Source organism: Streptomyces sp. ISL-12, from assembly GCF_018614415.1.
Classification (GTDB): Bacteria; Actinomycetota; Actinomycetes; order Streptomycetales; family Streptomycetaceae; genus Streptomyces.
Map to the genome: position 1 here is coordinate 1 of NZ_JAGGOO010000028.1, position 17,578 is coordinate 17,578.

The following is a 17,578-nucleotide window of genomic DNA, read 5'->3' on the forward strand; positions in this document are numbered from 1 at the left end:
GCGGGGTGCCGCCGGGGGCGGGCCCGGAGCGGATCCGTTCGGTGAGGGCCTCGGCCAGTTCGGTCTCGTCGGCCAGATGCGCGCCGAGACTGCGGACGAGGAGGTGCGGCGCCGCGCGCAGCACCTCGCCGTGCAGCCGCCACAGCTCGTGCTGCTGCTCGGCCTCGGCCAGCTCGGCGGCCATGGCGTCGTGCAGCGCCTGGAGGGGGGACAGCGAGGCCGGCGCGGCGAGCAGCGCCTGACGTACGCGGGCGCCGGTCTCGGCACCCACCAGGACGAACACGTCGTCGCGGGTGTCGAAGTAGTTGAAGAACGTCCGTACGGACACCCCGGCCGCGGCGCTGATCGCCTCGACCGTGACCTTCTCCGCCCCGTGCTCCGCCGCCAGACGCACCGCGGCCTCGGTGAGAGCGGCCCGTGTGGCCCGCTTCTTCCGCTCGCGCAGTCCGCCCCCCGCGGCACTCCCCTCCGACATAACTTGCATGTTATGCAAAGATGCACGACATGCAAAATTTGCCCCTGTCCGGTCGGGCCGGCCGCGGGGAGTGACCCGAACGGCCCTGTCGGGTACCCGGCCGGTCCGCGCAGGGTGGTGGGATGTGCGCACCGGGCGCCGCGGCCGGCCGGTCCCGTCGGCCGCGCGGTCCGGCGGCACCACGGTCCGCCACCGGCCCGACCGCCGTCCCGACACGGAAAGGACCCCGGATGTCCGCCGACCCGCACGAGGCGCCCGACCGGCCGACCGACGACGACCCGACCGGCAACGACCTGGCCGGCGGCGACCTGACCGACGAGGAACTGGCCGTCCTGGACGCCCACTGGCGTGCCGCGAACTACCTCTCCGTCGGCCAGATCTACCTGATGGACAACCCCCTGCTCACCGAGGACCTGCGCCCGGAGCACGTCAAGCCCCGGCTGCTCGGCCACTGGGGCACCTCACCCGGCCTCAACCTGGTCCACACCCATCTCAACCGGGTGATCAAGGCCCGTGACCTGGACGCCCTGTGCGTCTGGGGCCCCGGTCACGGAGGGCCCGCCGTGCTGGCCAACTCCTGGCTGGAGGGCACGTACACCGAGACGTATCCGGACATCACCCGGGACGCGGCCGGGATGGCGCGGCTGTTCCGGCAGTTCTCCTTCCCCGGCGGCGTGCCCAGCCACGTCGCCCCGGAGACCCCGGGCTCCATCCACGAGGGCGGTGAGCTGGGCTACTCCCTCTCCCACGCCTACGGCGCCGCCTTCGACCACCCGGACCTGGTGGTCGCCTGTGTCATCGGCGACGGCGAGGCGGAGACGGGTCCGCTGGCCGCCTCCTGGCACTCCGACAAGTTCCTGGACCCCGTGCACGACGGTGCCGTCCTGCCGGTCCTGCACCTCAACGGCTACAAGATCGCCAACCCCACGGTGCTCGCCCGGCTCCCCGAGGCCGAACTCGACGAACTCCTGCGCGGCTACGGCCACGACCCGCTCCACGTCACCGGCGACGACCCGGCCGCCGTCCACCGCGCCATGGCCCGCGCCCTGGACACCGCCCTGGACCGCATCGCCGCGATCCAGCGCGCCGCCCGCCACGACGGCACCACCGAGCGCCCCCGCTGGCCGGTGATCGTGCTGCGCACCCCGAAGGGCTGGACCGGCCCCGCCGAGGTCGACGGCCTCCCCGTCGAGGGCACCTGGCGCGCCCACCAGGTCCCGATGGCCGCCGTCCGGGACAACCCCGACCACCTGCGGCAGTTGGAGCGCTGGCTGCGCTCCTACCGGCCCGGGGAACTCTTCGACGCGAACGGCGCCCCGCGCCCCGCGGTCCTGCGCTGCGTCCCCGAGGGCACCCGCCGCCTGGGCGCCACCCCGTACGCCAACGGCGGTCTGCTGCTGCGCGAACTCCCGCTGCCGCCGCTGGACACCTACGCCGTCCCCGTCGACAAACCCGGCGCCACCCTCCACGAACCCACCCGGGTCCTCGGCGACCTGCTGCGCGACGTCATGGCCGCCACCGCCGACCGGCGCGACTTCCGCCTCGTGGGCCCCGACGAGACCGCCTCCAACCGCCTCCAGGCCGTCTACGCCGCCAGCGGCAAGGCATGGCAGGAGCCGGTCCTGCCCGTCGACGAGGACCTCGACCCGCACGGCCGGGTCATGGAGATCCTCTCCGAACACACCTGCCAGGGCTGGCTGGAGGGCTACCTCCTCACCGGCCGGCACGGCCTGTTCTCCTGCTACGAGGCGTTCGTCCACATCGTCGACTCCATGGTCAACCAGCACATCAAGTGGCTGCGCGTCACCCGCCGGCTGCCCTGGCGCGCGCCCATCGCCTCCCTCAACTACCTGCTCACCTCGCACGTGTGGCGCCAGGACCACAACGGCTTCTCCCACCAGGACCCCGGCTTCGTCGACCACATCCTCAACAAGAGCCCCGAGGCCGTACGGGTCTACCTGCCGCCGGACGCCAACACCCTGCTCTCCGTGGCCGACCACGCCCTGCGCAGCCGGGACTACGTCAATGTCGTCGTCGCCGGCAAACAGCCCTGCTTCGACTGGCTGTCCATGGACCAGGCCCGCACCCACTGCGCGCGCGGCGCCGGCATCTGGGAGTGGGCCGGAACCGAGGACGGCAGCCGCGAACCCGACGTGGTGCTCGCCTGCGCCGGCGACGTCCCCACCCAGGAGGTCCTGGCCGCCGCCCAGTTGCTCCGGCAGCATCTGCCGGAACTCGCCGTCCGCGTGGTCAACGTCGTCGACATCGCCCGGCTGCTGCCGAGCGGCGAACACCCGCACGGCATGAGCGACTTCGAGTACGACGGCCTGTTCACCGCCGACAAGCCGGTCGTCTTCGCCTACCACGGCTACCCCTGGCTGATCCACCGGCTGGCCTACCGGCGCAACGGCCACCAGCACCTGCACGTGCGCGGCTACAAGGAGATCGGCACCACGACCACCCCGTTCGACATGGTCGTCGGCAACGACATGGACCGCTACCGCCTCGTCATGGACGTCATCGACCGGGTGCCCGGCCTCGTCGTGCGGGCCGCCGCCGTCCGCCAGCGGATGGCGGACGTCCGGCTGCGCCACCACGCGTACATCCGCGAGCACGGCGTCGACCTGCCGGAGGTCGCCGACTGGTCCTGGGAAGCCTGACCCGCGCCGACCCGTGTGAAAGGAGCGCCCCGTGACCGCGACCGCCGCCTCGACCTGGGAGTACGACGGCTACGACCCCGCCGAGGAGCGGCTGCGGGAGTCGCTGTGCACGCTCGGCAACGGCTACTTCGCCACCCGCGGCGCGCTGCCCGAGTGCGCCGCGGACGACGTGCACTACCCGGGCACGTACGTCGCCGGCTGCTACAACCGGCTCACCTCGTCCGTCGCCGGGCGCGAGGTCGAGAACGAGGACATGGTCAACCTGCCCGACTGGCTGTCGCTGAGGTTCCGCATGGCGGGCGGCGCGTGGCTCACGCCCGACACCGCCGAGGTGCTCACCCACCGGCAGGCGGTGCACCTGGACACCGGGCTGCTGGAGCGGCACACCCGGTTCCGGCTCGGCGACTCGGGCGTGCTCGCTGTGCGGCAGCTGCGTCTGGTGCACATGGCCGACCCCCATCTGGCCTGTCTGCGCACCGAGTTCACGGCCGAGACCGCCGCCGTCGACCTCGACGTGGAGGCGGCCCTCGACGGCGGCGTCACCAACTCCGGGGTGCCGCGCTACCGGGACCTGGAGGGCCGGCACCTCACCCACGTGCACACCGGTGACGCCGGACCCGGCACGGTGTGGCTGCGCTGCCGCACCCGTACCTCGGACATCCGGATCGGCCTGGCCTCCCGGGTGACGGCCGACGTACCGGTCGAACCGGAAGCGGCGGAACTGCGGGCCGTCCAGCGGCTGCGGCTGCCGCTGCGCCCCGGCCGCACCGCCGTCGTCGACAAGACCGTCGCCCTGCACACCTCACGCGACCCGGCGATCAGCGACCCGCTCCAGGCCGCCGTCGACCGGGTGGCGTCCGCGCCCCGCTTCGACGCGCTGCTGCGCAGCCACGGCACCGCGTGGGCACAGCTGTGGCGCCGCGCCGAACTGGACGTGCCGGGCGAGGCGGGCAGCATCCTGCGCCTGCACCTCTTCCACGTCCTGCAGACCCTCTCCCCGCACACCGCCGACCTCGACGTCGGCGTCCCGGCCCGGGGCCTGCACGGGGAGGCGTACCGGGGCCATGTCTTCTGGGACGAGCTGTTCGTGCTGCCCTACCTCAACCTGCACTTCCCCGAGGTGTCCCGGGCCCTGCTGCACTACCGGCACCGCCGGCTGGACCGGGCCCGGGCGGCGGCCCGCGCGATCGGCAGGCGGGGGGCGCTGTACCCGTGGCAGAGCGGCAGCGACGGACGGGAGGAGACCCAGCAGCTCCACCTCAACCCGCGCTCGGGCCGCTGGCTGCCGGACCACTCCCACCTCCAGCACCACGTCGGCTCGGCGATCGCGTACAACGTCTGGCAGTACTGCGAGGCCAGCGGCGACGCCGAGTTCCTGCACACCAAGGGCGCCGAGATGCTCCTCCAGATCGCCCGCTTCTGGGCCGACTCGGCGGTCTGGGACGGCAGTCTGGGCAGGCACCGGATCCGGGGCGTGGTCGGCCCCGACGAGTACCACGAGGCGTACCCGGACGCGGACCGGCCCGGCCTGGACGACAACGCCTACACCAACGTCACCGCCGCCTGGGTCCTCACCCGCACCCTGGAGGTGCTGCGCGCCCTGCCCGAGCCGCGCCGCCGCGAACTCGTCGAACGCACCGAGCTGGACGACGGCGAACTCCAGCAGTGGGAGGACGTCTCCCGCACCCTCCACGTCCCCTTCCACCGGGGCGTGATCAGCCAGTTCGAGGGCTACGGCGACCTCGCCGAACTCGACTGGCAAGGGCTGCGCGAGCGGCACGGCGACATCCGCCGCCTGGACCGGGTGCTGGAGGCCGAGGGCGACACCGTCAACCGCTACCAGGCGTCCAAACAGGCCGACGTCCTCATGCTCGGCTACCTCTTCTCCCCGGCCGAACTCCGCTCCCTGTTCGCCCGGCTGGGCCACCGCCTGGACGACGACACCTGGCACCGCACGGTCGACTACTACCTGGCCCGCACCAGCCACGGCTCCACCCTCAGCGGCCTGGTCCACGGCTGGATCCTGGCCCGCGCCCGGCGCGGGGCCTGGGCCTACGTCCAGGACGCCCTCAAGGGCGACGTCGCCGACCTCCAGGGCGGCACCACCGGCGAGGGCATCCACCTCGGCGCCATGGCCGGCACCCTCGACCTCGTCCAGCGCGGACTGACCGGGCTGGAGACCCGCGCCGGCGCGCTGTGGCTGGACCCGGTGCCGCTGCCGGAGCTGTCGGCGTACGGGTTCTCCCTGCGCTACCAGGGCCACTGGGGCGTACGGCTGCGGCTGGAGCACGAGCTGCTGGAGATCGCCGTACCGGCCTCCGACCGGCTGCCGATCGACGTCCGGCTCCCCGGCCGGACGGTCCAGGTCCAGCCCGGCGACATCTGCCGCCTGGTCCTCCCGGACCGTCCCCGGGGCGGGGCTCAGCCCGGCAGCGGGTAACTCACCACGCGCGGGGCGCCGTCCGGCCGCCCGTCGGTGTACGTCACGCTGATCCGGGTGTAGCGGGGCTCGCCCGGGTTCCTCCCGTCCGCCACGGGCGCTTCGAGGCGCACGGTCACCGGATACGAGCGGAACGTGCCCGCCGCGCAGTACGGGTCGCAGTCGTTGACCAGGTTGACGCCCCGGCCCACCGCCGCGTCGGCGTCCCAGCGTGCCCAGCGCAGGGAGTCCAGCCTGCTGTTGCCGTCACCGCAGGCGAGCAGGTACTCCCCGGGACGCACCTCGCCGCGGCCCTGGCAGTCGGCCAGGACGGGGCCGCCGGTTCGATGCCGGTCCGGCTCCGGGGACGGGGTGGTGGCCGAAGCCGCTCCCAGGGGCGCCGCGAGCGCCGCGGCGGCACCGAGTGTGACGGCCGCCCTCATCGCATGTCCGCGCATGTCCGCTCCTGCCGTTCGACTTCCGTTCGACCGAGGACCGTGGTGCTGCGGGTCACGGTCGGTCGTCCGATACGACGCTACGGCGGGGCCCGCCGACGCACCACTCGGACGGAGTACGGCGCGGCGCGCACCGGCGTCGGCGGACTGCAGGCGATCTGTCGGCCGGGCGCGCGAGGGTGGGACCCGCCCGCCGCCACCGGTGGGCGTACGTCCGTGCCGCCGACGCAGGGGAGTCTCCCGTCATGCCCGCTGTTCCCTCCGCCCCGCCCTCCTGGGACGTCCACCGGCTGCCCCGGGCCGAGGGCCGTCTCTTCCTCGTCACCGGGGGCAACGCGGGCATCGGCTACTTCACCGCCGAACAGCTCGCCACGACCGGGGCCACGGTGGTGCTCGGCAGCAGGAACCCGGCCAGGGCCACCGTCGCCCTGGACGCCGTCCGCTCCCGGGTCCCCGGCGCGCGGGTCCGGGCGCTGCGTCTGGACCTCGCCGATCCCGCCTCGCTCGGCGGCGCGGCGGACGCCCTCGGGGCGGAGCGGCTGGACGCCGTCGTGCTCAACGCCGGGGTCGCGCTCGACGACCCGCCCCGGGAGGAGACCGGCGCCGGGCACGAGCTGATGTTCGGCACCAACCACCTCGGCCACTTCGCGCTGACCCGGTGGCTGCTGCCCCTGCTCTCGGCGGCGCCCGCGGGCCGGGTCGTGACCGTGGGCAGCTTCGCGGCCAAGACCGAGCGGCTGGACCTGGACGACCTCCAGTCCCGGACCGACTACCGGCCCAAGCGCACGTACGGGCGGTCCAAGCTGGCGCAGATGTACTTCGGCCTCGAACTCGACCGGCGGCTGCGCGCCGCCGGCAGTCCGGTGACGAGCGTGGTGGTCCATCCGGGCGGCGCCCTGGACGGCCTGACGCCCGCCCGGCCGCCGGTCCACGAGCCGGGCCCGGGCTCCCGGCTGGGAGCGGCGCCGGCCGCCGTCCTGGTGCAGGGCAAGCACGCCGGCGCATGGCCGGCCGTCCGGGCGGTGCTCGACCCGGCCGTGCGCGGCGGGCAGCTCTGGGGGCCGCGCGTGTTCGGCCTGCGGGGCAGGCCGCGGCCCGAACCGGTGTGGAGCCACCTGACGGACACCGCCGTCGCGGCCCGGCTGTGGGCGGCGAGCGTCCGCCTCACCGGCGTCGACCCGGTCACCGCCCTCGGCCCGGCCCGGCCCGCTCGTCACCCCTGACCTCCCGCCCCGCGGTGCGACGCGGCGAGCGCCGGGCGTACCGGAGGCCGGGGCGGCCCGGGGGCCGGTCCGGGGTTGGGCGGTGCGAGGGGCGCCCGGGCCGGGGCCGGGGCGACGGCCACCGCGTGGCCTGCCCGCTGATCGGGGCGCGGGGCCTTGGCGTCCGGTGCCGGCGCAGGGCGGCGCAGGGTCAGCGCGGGCTGCCGCGGGGCCGGCCGGCGTGGTGCCGGCACCGGTGTCGCGGTCTGGACGCGGCCGTCGCACTACGGCCCCCGCGCGGGTCCCCACAGACAGCCGTCGCACCGCCCGACCCCGGTCTGGTCCCACAGCCGTGCCGACGACCGTGATCACCTCGACGTCGGCCCGGCGCGGCAGGGCGTCGGCGCGGGCGTCCGGGCCGGCCGCGGGGAGGTCAGTGTCCGGTGCGCAGGTCGATCCCGTGCCGGGCCAGGGAGAGCACGCCCAGCACGACCAGGGCGACGCCGAGCGCCTGCGGCAGCAGCCACCAGCCGGTCCGCAGGTGTTCGAGGTAGAGGAACACGCCGAGCAGCAGGCTGACCGTCGCGTCCCCGAGGGTGAGGGCGGGCTGCGAGGCGACCAGCGGACCGCCCTGCATGGAGTGCTCCAGCAGCAGGACGGCGCCCACCCCGGCCGCGGCGAACGCGTACGTCTGCCACGCGGTCAGGAAGCCGGTCACGCCGGCCGTGTCCAGCACCCGCATGGAGTCCTTCATCAGCGCCGCCGTCAGCGCGTAGCACACCGCGGTGGCCGCGCCCAGGCAGCCGGCCCGGGCCTTGCCGACGGGCCGCCGCAGCCCGGCCCCGGCCAGCAGCAGGGCCGCCGCCGCGCCGGCTGCCAGCCCGAACGCCCAGCGCGGGGCGGACACCTCGCCCTGGCCGCCGTACGGCGACGCCGCCCCCAGGGCGATGCCGAGTCCGGCCACCACGGCGGCCACCCCGGCCCACATCACCGGCGGCATCCGGCGCCCGGTCGACAGCGAGGCCAGCAGCAGCGCCAGCGGCAGCTCCAGTACGAACAGGGGCTGGACGAGCGAGAGCGGACCGGTCGCCAGCGCCGCCGCCTGGCCCGCCCCGGCGACCACCACGGCGAGCATCCCGGCGAGCCAGACGGGCCGCCGCAGCAGGTCGAGGACGAGCGAGAGGCGGAACCCCTGGGACTGCGGCACGGTCAGCGCGGCCCGCCGCTGCAGCACGGTGGCCGTGGCGTTGCTGAGCGCGGCGAGGAGCGCGAAGAGGACCGGCAGGAGGAAACCCATCCACCGATCCTCGCCGCGCCCGGCGCCGGGCGCGCGCCGGGACCGCCCGCGGGGTCAGAAGGGGTAGTCGGCGATGTCCGGGCGGACCGTGACCCACTGGGTCTCGGTGAACGCCTCCACGTTGGCTGCCGCCCCGCCGAACCGCGACCCGGTGCCGGACGCCTTGACCCCGCCGAACGGCGCGTTCGGCTCGTCGTCGACGGTCTGCTCGTTGATGTGCACCTTGCCGGAGTCCACCAGGTCGGCGAGTTTCATCGCCGTGCCGACGTCGCCGAGGATGCCGACGGACAGCCCGTACTCGCAGTCGTTGACGATCCGCGCGGCCTCCTCGGTCGTCGAGAAGCCGATGACCGGCGCGACCGGGCCGAAGATCTCCTCCCGCCAGGCGGGCATGTCGGTCGTCAGGTCCGTCAGGACGGTGGCGCGGTAGCAGGCGCCGTCGATCTCGCCCCCCGCGGCCACGGTCGCGCCCGCCGCCACGCTCTCGGTGACGATCGAGTGCACCCGCTCCAGCTGACGCCGGTCGATGATCGGGCCGAGCGCCACGTCCTGGCGGGCCGGGTCACCGACCGGCAGCGCCTTCGCCTTCGCGGCGAGCGCGGCGGTGTACTCCGCCAGCAGCGACTCGTGCACGACGTGCCGGCCGGTCGTCATGCAGATCTGCCCCTGGTGCAGGTACGAGCCGAACGCGCCCGCCGAGGCCGCCTTCGCCACGTCCGCGCCGGGCAGCACCACCAGGGCGTTGTTCCCGCCCAGTTCGAGGTGGGCCCGCTTCAGCAGCCGCCCCGCCCGCTCCCCGATGGCCCGGCCGACCGGCGTGGAGCCGGTGAAGGAGACGACCCGCACCTCGGGCGCCTCGACCACCGCCTGTCCCACCGCGCCGTCGCCCGGCAGCAGGTGCAGCACGCCCTCGGGCAGCCCGGCCTCCTCCAGGACGCGCGCTATGACGACGCCGCCGCCGACCGCCGTGCGCGGGTCCGGCTTCAGCAGGACCGCGTTGCCCAGGGCGAGCGCGGGCGCCACCGACCGCAGGCCGAGGATGAGCGGGAAGTTGAAGGGGGCGATGACGCTGACGACCCCGGCGGGGCGGCGCCGGGCCAGCGACCAGCGGGCGGTCTCGGAGGTGAGCACCTCGCCCTGCGGATGGCTCGGCAGTCCCGCGCACTCGAAGAACTCGCCGATGGCCAGCCCCACCTCGAAGGCCGCCTTGGCCCGCACCGACCCCGCCTCGCGCACCAGCCAGTCCTCGGCCTCGGCGGCGTGCTCGGTCAGCAGCTCGCCCGCGCGGCGCAGCACGGCGGCCCGCCGCTGCGGCGGGGTCGCCGCCCAGGCCCGCTGCGCCTCGGCGGCCCGGGCGGCGGCACGGCCGACGTCCTCGGGCGTGGCCAGGCCGACCGTGCCGAGCCGGTCGCCGGTGGCCGGCTCGATCACCGGCCGCGTCGCGGCGGCGTCCCGCCAGCCGTCGCTGAGGAACCTCTTTCCCCAGACCTCGCTGTCCAGAAGGGTCATCGCGCTGCTTCCTCTCGTCGGAGCCGGGCCGGTCGCCGGGGGACACGCCAGGCAGCGGCGCCCCGGACGCCAAGGCACGGGTGCCGTTGAACGACTCGTTCACCATAACTGGTTGAACTCTTACCGTTCATCGTGCAGGCTGACCGCCATGACCTCCCAACCGCCGTCCCCCGACGTCTTCTCCCCGCCGCAGCCGGAGCAGGCCCGCGCACAGCGGGTGTACGCCTCCCTGCTGCGCATCGCCGAACGGCACGCGGCCACCGACGCCCAGCGCCGCCGCCAGACCCACCCCTCGCTCCTCGGCCCGCACGAGGCCGTCCGGCTCGTCTCGTTCCTGCTCGGCGGGGCGGCCCTGCCGGACGACGGCGAACCCGAGGTGGACCGGGCCGACATCACCGCCGCGCTGACCCTGGTCCCGCTGGTCCGGGGTGAGCTGGACGAACTGGAAGCCGGCCTCCTGAAGATGGCCCGGGGCCGCGGCATGACCTGGCACGAGATCGCCTTCGGTCTGGGCCTGGGCACCCCGCAGGCCGCCCGCCAGCGCTACGAGCGCCTGTCCGGCCGCGTCGACACCGACCCCGTGGGCTCGGACTGAGGCGCGGCTCAGAAGTGGCTCAAGTGGCTTGCCCGGTACGGCGTACGGCGTCGACCATGGCGGCATGTTCGGACGGAGCAAGCCCCTGGAACTCAACGTCCTCGTGCTGCGGGACGCGGACGTGATCGCCGCCGCGCTGCGCACGGCGCTGACCGACGCCACGCCGGAGCAGCGGCCCGGACTGGAGCGCGCCGCCGAACTGGTGGAGCGGGCGGCGGCCGTACCGGACGCCGCGCTGCGCGCCCGCTGGGTCCATGAACGGCTCACCGCCGCCGGCCACCAGGGCCCCGTCGACTCGGTGCGGGCGATCAAGGCCCTGCGGACGTCGGCACCGGGCCTCGGGCTGGCCTCGGCCGTCCAGCTGGCGAAGGAAGCGGCGGCGCACCGGCCGTAGCGCCGCCGGGCGTCGCGGCCGTACCGTTCCCCTGCCGACAGGTCGTGCGCCCGGCGCAGAAGCGGCGCACGAACCTCCGACATGAGCCCTGTACGCGCCCCCGCGGGGGTGGGCACAATGCGCCATGCCATCGATCATGTGGCTGAAGGTGCCGAACCTCGGCCACCGAGTTCCGAGGAAGGCAGGTCGGCCGCCGTGCTGTTGCGTCTGCCCACGTCCGTGTCCGAAGCTCAGGAGTACCTCGCCCAGGGAGCGGTTCCCATAGGCGGGGCGACGCTCGTCTGGGCGGGCTGGCAACGGGACGGCTTCCCCGAACTGGCCATGTCGCTGCGGAACCTGCCGGAGGCGAACGAGAGGGGCCGCGAGACGCTGGGCGCGGCCGTGCTGCTCCACCAGGTCGACGAACGGGTGCCCGAGGTCCTGCGGCGCGCGGCCGGCACGGTGGGCACCGGAGCCGTGCGGCGCGCGGCCACCGTCGGCGGCAACATAGTGGGCAGCAGCCTGCGCTGCCTGCTGCCCGCCGCGCTGGTGCTGGACGCCCGGGCCACGGTGCTGTCCCAGGACCGCGTCTACGAGACCGACCTCACCGAACTCGTCGCCAAGCGGCCGCTGCTGCTCTCCCTGCACTGGCGGTCGCCCCTGGTCAGCGGGTACCGCAAGATGCCCGCCGAGGCGGGCGGCCCGCCGCCCCTGGTCGTCGCCACCGCCGTGCACGCCGACGAGAACGGACACCGGCGGCTGCGGGTCGCCGTCCGCGACGGCTACGAGGTCTTCAGCGAGAGCACCGACTGCGGCCCGGACGCCGCCCGGACCGCCGACGCGCTGGACGCCTCCGCCCTCGGCTCCCTGCCCGCCGAGGCCCGGGCCGTGCTCCGCGAGCAGGTCACCGAGATCCTGGACCGCGCAGCCGAGCACTGAGCCCTCCCGCCTCCCCGGAAGGCGGCACACCGCGCAGGAGACGACACCCCACGGTCCCGGACGGGCGCGCAGGCGCCAACGTCCGTCAGGAGCGCGCCGATTCGGCGCGCGGGACTTGACGGGCCGGGACGCGCTCGGCCTACTGGAAGGCGCGGTCGGGCGCGTCCGGGGGAGCCGTCCGTCGCCGAGCCGTCGGCCGACCCCCGCCGAGACGCAGGGGCAGGAGTCCGATGGTGCGGCGTCGATGGGCAGTGGCCTTGCTGCTGCTGCTCGCCTCGGTGCTGCTGAACCTCTGCGCGCCCGAGCCGTCACCGGACGCCTCCGCCTCCGTCTCCGCCCCCGCCGTGGCCGCGGCGGACACCGGGGACGAGAGCCTCACCGAACCGAGCCCGTGCGAGGACGGCACGGCCGTCCGCCGCGCCGCGCTGCGCCCCGCGAGGACCGCGGGCGCGGCCGGCGCCGGATGCGCGGCCGACGGTGCCCCGGTACGGGCGTCCGCGGCGGACCGCGACGCCACGGAACCCCGGGGCGCGGTCACCGCCGTACGGCCGGCCTCCCTCGGCCCGTCCCCGGGCGCCGATCTCCTGCGGACGTATCGCTGCTGAGCGGCGCGAGCGGTAACGGGGCCTGCGCCGTGCGGCCCGCCGACTCCTGAGCCGGGACGCGGTGACGAACAGGCCCGCGTGTGTCCTCGATTCGACCACACGGGAGGCATCAGCCATGCCGGGACAGCGCATTCTCATTCTGCGGCCGGACGAACTGGGACCGGACGACATCAAGATGTGGCGGGAGATCCGCGCCCTGACCGGGGCACCTGCCAACCCCTTCCTCGACCCGGTGTTCACCGCGGCCGTCGGCCGGGTACGGCCCGGCGCCCGCGTCGCGGTCCTCCAGCAGGACGGCACGCCGGTCGGCTACTTCCCCTACGAGAAGGGCCTCCTGGGCCGGGGACGGGCCATCGGGCTCGGCGTCTCGGACTGCCAGGGGGCCGTCCTGCGCCCCGGGGTCAGGATCGAGCCGCGCCGGCTGCTGCGGGCCTGCTCCCTGGCGTCCTGGGAGTTCGACAACCTGGAGGACGGCCAGGGCGCCCTCGCCGCGCACGCCGTCGAGGAACTCGCCTCCCCGGTCGTCGACATCGACGGCGGCTACGACCGCTACCTGGAGAGACTGCGCCGGGACGCCCCAGGGTTCCTCAGACAGACCCTCGCCAAGGAACGCAAGCTCGCCCGGCAGGTCGGCGAGGTCCGGTTCGTCCTGGACTCCCGGGACCCGGCAGTGCTGCGGGAACTCATGCGGTGGAAGTCGGCCCAGTACCGCCGCACGGGCCGGCGGGACCGCTTCGCGCAGGAGTGGATCAACACACTGGTGGGCCTGCTCGCGCAGAGCGGCGAACCGGAGTGCCGCGGACTGCTCTCCGTCCTCTACGCCGCCGGCCGCCCCGTCGCCGCCCACTTCGGGCTGCGCTCGGCCACGGTGCTCTCCTGGTGGTTCCCGGCGTACGACCGCGCCTACGGCAAGTACTCACCCGGCCTCGTGCTGCACCTGCGGATGCTGGAGGCCGCCGCGGCCGACGGGATCCGGATGGTCGACCTCGGGACCGGACCGGCCCGCTACAAGGAGTCGTTCAAGACCCGCGACCTGCGGGTGTACGAGGGCGCGGTGGTACGCCCGGTGCCGGGCGGCGCCGCCCACCTGCTGGCGAAGGAACCGGCCCGGGCCGCCCGGCGGTTCGTGCGCGCCCGGCCCCGGCTGGCGGCCGCCGCGGCGCGGACCCTGGCGGAGGCGGGCAGCCTGCGCGACCGGGTGCGGGGGTCAGCCGGCGGGGGATGAGGAGAAGGTACGGCGGTAGGCGTGCGGGCTGACGCCCGTGGTGCGCTTGAACCGCTCCCGGAAGGCGGTGGGGGAGCCGAAGCCGACCTGGGCGGCGATGCGTTCGACGGGGTGGCGCGTGGTCTCCAGCAGGTGCTGGGCCTGCCGGACGCGGGCCCGGTGCAGCCACTGGAGCGGTGTGGTGCCGGTCTGTTCACGGAAACGCCGGATCAGGGTGCGGGTGCTGGTCCCGGCCTGGGCGGCGATGTCGTTCAGGGTGAGATCGCGGCCCAGGTTCTCCTGGAGCCAGGTGAGCAGCGGTTCCAGCACGGAGCCCTGGGGCCGGGGAGCGTACTCGTGGACGATGAACTGCGCCTGCCCGCCCTCCCGTTCCAGCGGCATGACGGACAGCCGGGCGGCGTCGGCGGCGACGGCCGAGCCGTAGTCGCGCCGGATCAGGTGCAGGCACAGGTCGAGGCCCGCGGCGGCACCGGCCGAGGTGAGGATCTGCCCGTTGTCCACGTACAGCACGTCCGGGTCCACCTCGACCTCGGGATACCGGGCCGCCAGGGCGCCGGCCGCGACCCAGTGCGTGGTGGCCCGCATGCCGTCGAGGAGGCCGGTGGCGGCCAGCGGGAAGGTGCCCGAGCAGATCGAGGCGATCCGCGTGCCGCGCTCGGCCGCCGCCCGCAGCGCGTCCCGGACGGCGTCGGGCAGCGGGGCCGAGACGTCGGCCGTGCCGGGCACGATGACCGTGTCGGCGCCCTCCAGCCCCTCCAGCCCCCAGGGGGCGCGCAGGGTGAACACCCCCGCGTCCACCTCCGGCTCCCGCGCGCACACCCGGATCCGGTAACCGGGGCTCCCGTCCGGCAGCCGGGTACGGGTGAAGACCTCGATCGGCGTGGACAGGTCGAACGGGATCACCCGGTCCAGGGCGAGTACGGCGATGGTGTGCATGGCGAGATCACCGGAGGGTCGTCAGCCGGAGGGGGCGAGCCAGGGCTGGGGGTTGGAGTAGTAGCCGTCGTAGATGACCTCGAAGTGCAGGTGCGGGCCGGTGGACAGGCCCGTGGAACCGGCCCGCCCGATCTGTGTCCCCGTCTCCACCGTCTGGCCCACGGCCACGTCGATCGCGGACAGATGACTGTACGTCGTCTGCAGCCGCTTGCCCTCGATGGTGCCGTGGTCGATCACGACACGGTTGCCGTACGCGCTGGTCGACGCGGCGAACACGACCTGGCCGCCGCGCGCGGCGAACACCTGGGCGCCCTGCGGGGCGGCGAAGTCGATCCCGGTGTGCAGCTTGGTCACCCCGGTCAGCGGGTGCTGGCGGGAACCGTAGGGCGAGGTGACGGTGAGGTCGCTCACGGGCGCGGCCAGGATCGCGCCCGCCGCGGCGGGGGTCCCGCCGGAGCTCTCCTGGTCCAGCGCCTCGTACCGCGGCAGCAATGCCTTGATCTCGGTGAGGTAGGTCCGCGCGTCGTCGGGCACCTTGCCGGCCCCCGCCACCTGGTCCACGCCGGCGGCGTAGGCGGCGAGCGTGAGGTCGACGAGGTCGCCGTTGACGAGGCCCTCGGTGCGCAGGCCGGTCACTTCGGTGGCCAGGGAGCAGTCCTGCCGGCCGAGGGCCATGATGGCGTCCGCCGGGTCGCGGGGCGAGGAGCGCTTGTTGCCGTCGGCGTCCTTGCCCCAGCGCTTCCACTGGTCGTCGGTGAAGGCGGCGATGCCCTTCTGGCCGGAGAGTTCGCCCGTGTCGTCGCTCCAGCCGGAGAGCTGGTCGATCTGCGCGGCGAGCAGGGACGGGGTGACGACCTCGCAGCCGTCGGCCGCCTTGCGCAGCCACGGGACGTAGGAGGCGTCGACATCGGCCGACGCGGCCTGCTCCGGGCCGGCCTCCTGCTCCGAGTCGACGGGGAAGCCGCCGTTCAGCGCGAAGAAGCCCGCCACCCCGGACAGGGTCAGCAGACCCGGCAGGACCAGCACGACGACCGGGCCGGGCCCCCGGCGCTTACGCCGTTCCTTCTGCTCGGGCGGCTGCCCGTCGGGTTCGAGGGGTGCCGGCGAATCGAAAGGCGCCTGTGGGGCGAGGGGCGCCGACGGGCCGGGAGGTTCCGGGTGTGCCGGCGGGGGAGGGGCGAGGTGCCCCTCCTCGGCGGGGACCCGGGGGCCGGGCACGGCCGGCGCCCCCGTCGTACGCTCGTCGTTCACCGGCCGCCCGCCACGGGAGTGACGGCGCCCTCGCGCGGTGGCCGGACCGTCGCTGCGACGGGTGTGGAACGGCACGCCGGGTACGGCGTCCGGGAAGACGTGATGCTCACGCACGGACGGTACCGTCCCGCCCCGGCGGCGTCAGGAGACACCGAGGCAGGACCGGCTGCCCGGAAGGGCAGCGCGGTCGGCCCCGCGCCGGGGCGCCGGGGCAGGACGGCGCCCGCCGTCAGTCCGCCGGTTTCTCCCACACCGACACGTGCCCGGTGCTCTCGCTGGTGAACGGCGCCCGCGACCACCCGTCCCAGCGGTCGCGCAGCCGCAGTCCGGCGAGCCGTGCCATCAGGTCGAGTTCGGCCGGCCACACGTACCGGAACGGAATGGACCAGTGCTCGGCGCGGCCGTCGACGACGGTGACGTAGTGGGAGCTCATGGCCTGGGTCACCACGTCGTAGGTGTCGAACGCCCAGCGCGTGTCGGAGATGTGGAACGGTACGGCGGTCTGCCCGGGCGGCAGGAGGCGCAGGGCGGGCACCCCCACCTCGACCACGAAGTGGCCACCGGGCCGCAGGTGCCGCGCGGCGTTGCGGAAGCAGTCCACCTGGGCGTCCTGCGTGGTCAGGTTGTTGATGGTGTTGAACACCAGGTAGGCGAGGGAGAAGGTGCCCTCCACCCGGGTCGTCGCGAAGTCGCCGACCGTCACGTCGACGGTGTCCCCGTCGGGCTTGGCGCGCAGCCGGTCCAGCATCGCCCGGGACATGTCGATGCCGTGCACCGCCACGCCGCGCGCGGCCAGCGGCAGCGCCAGCCGCCCGGTGCCCACGCCGAACTCCAGCGCCCGTCCGTCACCGGCGAGTTCGGCCAGTACGTCGACCGCCGGGTCCACGGCTTCGGGCCGGAACAGGTCCGCCGCCGACTCGTCGTAGGTGGCCGCGATGGGTTCTGAGAAGTATCCGTCGTCATCGACCATCCGGGGACGGTACCGCCGCTCGTACGACGGGCGCCTCCGGTTTTCCGGCGCGGTCGCCGTGGGCACGGTCGCGCAGCCGCCTGCCGCGCCGGGTCGGCCCCCAGGGCTTGACCACGGAGACGACCGTCATGAAGACGTACGCGGACAGGGAGACGACCGGCCCCATCAGCACGATGCCGGAGTCCGGCAGCGGCCCGCCCGCGGCGACGGCCGCCACCGCGGAGTCCACCGCGGAGTCCACGGCGGGGCGCAGGGCCAACGCCGTCGCGGTGACCGTGGCCAGGGTCAGCCAGAACTTCGTCCCCACCCAGCGGTGGCGGGCCAGCCCCCAGGGGGTGCCCAGCGAGAGCAGCGCTCCGCTGAGCAGGGTGAGGAGCGCGACGGGGAGCAGCAGCCAGTCGGCGAACAGCTTCATCGCGCGGACGGCGGCCTCCGAGGCCGCCGGGGAGGTGGTGGTGACCCCGGTGACCGCGAGGGCGAGCAGGCCGAGCGTGAGCCCGAGCCAGCCCGCGGAGGAGACGACATGGACCCTGAGTGCGGCCCGCCGGGCCGGGCGGTCGAGTCATACGGCCCACGGTGCCGGTCGGGCGCCGCGAGGTCGTCCGGCGGCGGGAGCAACCCGGTGTACCGGGGTGGGAGTACGGGACCCCGGGGAAATGTGCTCGCC

At 74.8% G+C, this 17,578-nt stretch carries 15 protein-coding genes and 1 pseudogene; 8 read left to right on the forward strand and 8 right to left on the reverse strand.

Annotated features, from left to right (window positions below; translation table 11 throughout):
• A partial coding sequence (locus J7I94_RS08070) for a TetR/AcrR family transcriptional regulator (RefSeq protein ID WP_215166248.1) occupies positions 1-484 on the reverse strand: 484 nt, incomplete at its 3' end.
• Positions 485-705: 221 nt separating this feature from the next.
• Here J7I94_RS08070 and J7I94_RS08075 point away from each other — a divergent pair.
• Both J7I94_RS08075 and J7I94_RS08080 read left to right on the forward strand, forming a co-directional pair.
• Entirely contained in the window at positions 706-3,135 is a 2,430-nt protein-coding gene (locus tag J7I94_RS08075) for a phosphoketolase (protein WP_251074832.1), read from the forward strand.
• Positions 3,136-3,166: 31 nt separating this feature from the next.
• Entirely contained in the window at positions 3,167-5,575 is a 2,409-nt protein-coding gene (locus tag J7I94_RS08080; protein WP_215166249.1) for a glycoside hydrolase family 65 protein, read from the forward strand.
• On the opposite strand, the gene J7I94_RS08085 is transcribed toward J7I94_RS08080, so the two are convergent.
• Positions 5,557-6,012: a hypothetical protein gene (locus tag J7I94_RS08085; protein WP_215166250.1), complete on the reverse strand. Its 456-nt coding sequence runs from the start codon at positions 6,010-6,012 to the stop codon at positions 5,557-5,559. The two genes, J7I94_RS08080 and J7I94_RS08085, sit on opposite strands and share 19 nt — an antisense overlap.
• Positions 6,013-6,254: 242 nt before the next feature.
• On the opposite strand from J7I94_RS08085, the gene J7I94_RS08090 reads away from it, so the two are divergent.
• On the forward strand, positions 6,255-7,232 hold the full coding sequence (locus J7I94_RS08090; protein WP_215166252.1) for an SDR family NAD(P)-dependent oxidoreductase: 978 nt from the start codon (positions 6,255-6,257) through the stop codon (positions 7,230-7,232).
• 412 nt (positions 7,233-7,644) lie between these two features.
• Here J7I94_RS08090 and J7I94_RS08095 read toward each other — a convergent pair whose 3' ends face one another.
• Both J7I94_RS08095 and J7I94_RS08100 read right to left on the reverse strand, forming a co-directional pair.
• Positions 7,645-8,508 carry a DMT family transporter gene (locus tag J7I94_RS08095; RefSeq protein ID WP_215166253.1) on the reverse strand — a complete coding sequence of 288 codons (864 nt, stop codon included), beginning with the start codon at positions 8,506-8,508 and terminating at the stop codon, positions 7,645-7,647.
• A 54-nt stretch (positions 8,509-8,562) separates the two neighbouring features.
• A complete protein-coding gene (locus J7I94_RS08100) occupies positions 8,563-10,017 on the reverse strand; it encodes a benzaldehyde dehydrogenase (protein ID WP_215166254.1) in 1,455 nt (484 codons plus the stop codon).
• A gap of 148 nt (positions 10,018-10,165) precedes the next feature.
• Between J7I94_RS08100 and J7I94_RS08105 the strand changes: the two genes are divergently transcribed.
• From J7I94_RS08105 to J7I94_RS08125, 5 genes are all read left to right on the forward strand, one after another.
• A complete protein-coding gene (locus tag J7I94_RS08105; RefSeq protein ID WP_215166255.1) occupies positions 10,166-10,612 on the forward strand; it encodes a DNA-binding protein in 447 nt (148 codons plus the stop codon).
• Positions 10,613-10,676: 64 nt separating this feature from the next.
• Positions 10,677-11,006 (forward strand): hypothetical protein, encoded by a 330-nt coding sequence (locus tag J7I94_RS08110; protein WP_215166256.1) that lies wholly within the window; start codon positions 10,677-10,679, stop codon positions 11,004-11,006.
• 195 nt (positions 11,007-11,201) lie between these two features.
• Positions 11,202-11,924: an FAD binding domain-containing protein gene (locus J7I94_RS08115; RefSeq protein ID WP_215166257.1), complete on the forward strand. Its 723-nt coding sequence runs from the start codon at positions 11,202-11,204 to the stop codon at positions 11,922-11,924.
• 230 nt (positions 11,925-12,154) lie between these two features.
• Positions 12,155-12,529: a hypothetical protein gene (locus J7I94_RS08120; protein WP_215166258.1), complete on the forward strand. Its 375-nt coding sequence runs from the start codon at positions 12,155-12,157 to the stop codon at positions 12,527-12,529.
• 115 nt (positions 12,530-12,644) lie between these two features.
• Complete coding sequence (locus J7I94_RS08125) at positions 12,645-13,754, forward strand: GNAT family N-acetyltransferase (RefSeq protein ID WP_215166259.1); 1,110 nt, start codon at positions 12,645-12,647, stop codon at positions 13,752-13,754.
• Here the strand turns inward: J7I94_RS08125 and J7I94_RS08130 are convergent.
• The 4 genes and pseudogenes from J7I94_RS08130 to J7I94_RS08145 form a co-directional block, all read right to left on the reverse strand.
• The gene (locus J7I94_RS08130; RefSeq protein WP_215166260.1) at positions 13,737-14,690 is read right to left on the reverse strand and encodes a GlxA family transcriptional regulator; all 954 of its coding nucleotides are present in this window, start codon (positions 14,688-14,690) and stop codon (positions 13,737-13,739) included. The two genes, J7I94_RS08125 and J7I94_RS08130, sit on opposite strands and share 18 nt — an antisense overlap.
• Positions 14,691-14,711: 21 nt before the next feature.
• Positions 14,712-15,908, reverse strand: a complete 1,197-nt coding sequence (locus J7I94_RS08135; protein WP_215166454.1) for a M23 family metallopeptidase — start codon at positions 15,906-15,908, stop codon at positions 14,712-14,714.
• A gap of 262 nt (positions 15,909-16,170) precedes the next feature.
• Positions 16,171-16,911 carry a class I SAM-dependent methyltransferase gene (locus J7I94_RS08140; protein WP_215166261.1) on the reverse strand — a complete coding sequence of 247 codons (741 nt, stop codon included), beginning with the start codon at positions 16,909-16,911 and terminating at the stop codon, positions 16,171-16,173.
• Positions 16,901-17,473, reverse strand: a pseudogene (locus J7I94_RS08145) (hypothetical protein); the annotation flags it as partial. The gene J7I94_RS08140 and the pseudogene J7I94_RS08145, both read right to left, overlap by 11 nt.
• Positions 17,474-17,578 lie beyond the last annotated feature (105 nt).

Excerpts from the sequence above, each read along its gene's own strand:
- J7I94_RS08075 (WP_251074832.1), top strand. The coding sequence starts at position 706 with ATGTCCGCCGACCCGCACGAGGCGCCCGACCGGCCGACCGACGACGAC.
- J7I94_RS08085 (WP_215166250.1), bottom strand. The coding sequence starts at position 6,012 with ATGCGCGGACATGCGATGAGGGCGGCCGTCACACTCGGTGCCGCCGCG.
- J7I94_RS08090 (WP_215166252.1), top strand. The coding sequence starts at position 6,255 with ATGCCCGCTGTTCCCTCCGCCCCGCCCTCCTGGGACGTCCACCGGCTG.
- J7I94_RS08095 (WP_215166253.1), bottom strand. The coding sequence starts at position 8,508 with ATGGGTTTCCTCCTGCCGGTCCTCTTCGCGCTCCTCGCCGCGCTCAGC.
- J7I94_RS08100 (WP_215166254.1), bottom strand. The coding sequence starts at position 10,017 with ATGACCCTTCTGGACAGCGAGGTCTGGGGAAAGAGGTTCCTCAGCGAC.
- J7I94_RS08105 (WP_215166255.1), top strand. The coding sequence starts at position 10,166 with ATGACCTCCCAACCGCCGTCCCCCGACGTCTTCTCCCCGCCGCAGCCG.
- J7I94_RS08110 (WP_215166256.1), top strand. The coding sequence starts at position 10,677 with ATGTTCGGACGGAGCAAGCCCCTGGAACTCAACGTCCTCGTGCTGCGG.
- J7I94_RS08120 (WP_215166258.1), top strand. The coding sequence starts at position 12,155 with ATGGTGCGGCGTCGATGGGCAGTGGCCTTGCTGCTGCTGCTCGCCTCG.
- J7I94_RS08125 (WP_215166259.1), top strand. The coding sequence starts at position 12,645 with ATGCCGGGACAGCGCATTCTCATTCTGCGGCCGGACGAACTGGGACCG.
- J7I94_RS08130 (WP_215166260.1), bottom strand. The coding sequence starts at position 14,690 with ATGCACACCATCGCCGTACTCGCCCTGGACCGGGTGATCCCGTTCGAC.
- J7I94_RS08140 (WP_215166261.1), bottom strand. The coding sequence starts at position 16,911 with ATGGTCGATGACGACGGATACTTCTCAGAACCCATCGCGGCCACCTAC.